At 76.6% G+C, this 1,496-nt stretch carries 1 pseudogene; it reads right to left on the reverse strand.

The features are described 5' to 3' along the window. Positions 1 to 1,496, reverse strand: a pseudogene (locus tag AA75_RS38170) (hypothetical protein); the annotation flags it as partial.

Raw genomic sequence — 1,496 nt, forward strand, 5'->3', positions numbered from 1 at the left:
CGGCGGGCGCCGGTCCGAGCAGGCCCACCAGGTCCAGCGGCACCCCGTGCGCGATCAGCCGGGCGGCCACCTGGGCCACCGAACGGGCCGCCGGCACACCCCGGCGGTCGACCGACACCGCGACGTGCGGCGCCCCGCCGAGGGTCTCGCGCACCCAGCGGGTGCAGGTGGCGCCCGGGCCGACCTCCACGAAGTAGCGGAACCCCCGGTCGTACGCGGTGCGCACCAGCCGCGGGAAGTCGATCGTGGAGCGCAGCGTGTGGGCGATCCGGTCCGCGACCCGCTGCTGGTCGAGGTCCTCGACCGGGCCGTAGTCGTAGGCGCTGAGCAGTTCGAGGCCGCCGGTGGAGCCGGTGGGGTGGCTGTTGAGCTCGGCCAGGCCGGCCACCTCGCCGTCCACCACCGGGCAGTGCATCACGCCGTTGACCGGGGAGCGGGCCGCCGGGCAGCCGAGCTCCTCGATCAGCTGCCGGCACTGCGCCGGGTCACCGGCCACCACCAGCTCGCCGGGGGTGTTGACGTGGGTGAGGAACACCCGGTCGTAGCGGGTCAGCGCGGCCCGTACGGTCTCCGGGTCGGCGAGCAGCACATGGCCGGCCCAGACCTGCGCGTCCGGGGTGTCGGCGGGCAGGTCCCACAGCTCGCGGACGGTGTCACGCGGGCCGTTGAGCCGGTGCTTGAACAGCGGGGTGGCGCTGATCCGGTCGTCCCGGCGGGCCGAGCGCCGCCAGCCGCCGGTGGCGAACAGCATGCTGCTCTCACCGAGGCTGTAGCCGAACGCGCCGTGCACCGGCACCCCCAGCAGGTCCCGCACCAGGTCGGTGTTGAGGATCGCGAAGGTGGTGCCGGTGGCCAGCATGAACGGCAGGTCGTCGGCGAGTTCGGCCTCCAGAGCCATCAACTCCCGTCGCCCGGGGGTGATCTGGGTGCGCGGGTGGAGCCGGGCGGTGCGGAAGGTCCGGTCCGGTTCGGCGACCTCCGCCTCGAACCGCTCGAGCAGGCCGGGGAAGGCCCGGAACAGGTCCCGGCCCAGCCCCGGGTACGAGTTGACGGCGCCTGGGTAGACCAGCGCCACCTTGCCCTCGGGGCCGATCGGGTGCGGGGTGAAGCAGCTGCCGGCCGGGGTCGCCCAGTCCTCGCCGCGGGCCTGCGCGCCGGGCAGGTCCCGGGCGGCCAGGTCGAGCTGGCGGGCCAGCTCGTCCGCGTCCCGGCCGACCAGCACCACCCGGGGGGTGCCCGCCGGCAGCCGTACGGCTGCCGCCCTGGCCAGCCCGTACGGGTCGGCGCCGTCGGCGAGCAGCGCGCGGTGGCGCTCGACCTCGGCGAGCAGCCCGGCGGGCTCCGCCGCGCCGAGGGCGAGCAGGACCGGGCCGCCGGCCCGCTGCCAGTCGCGCTCCTCGGTGCGGCCCCGGGTGCGGTCGGCGGACAGCACCAGGTGGCCGTGGGCCCCGCCGCCGCCGATGAACGAGACCGCCGCGTACCGGCGGCCGCCCCCC

This window comes from Kitasatospora sp. MBT63 (assembly GCF_000710465.2).
Classification (GTDB): domain Bacteria; phylum Actinomycetota; class Actinomycetes; order Streptomycetales; family Streptomycetaceae; genus Kitasatospora.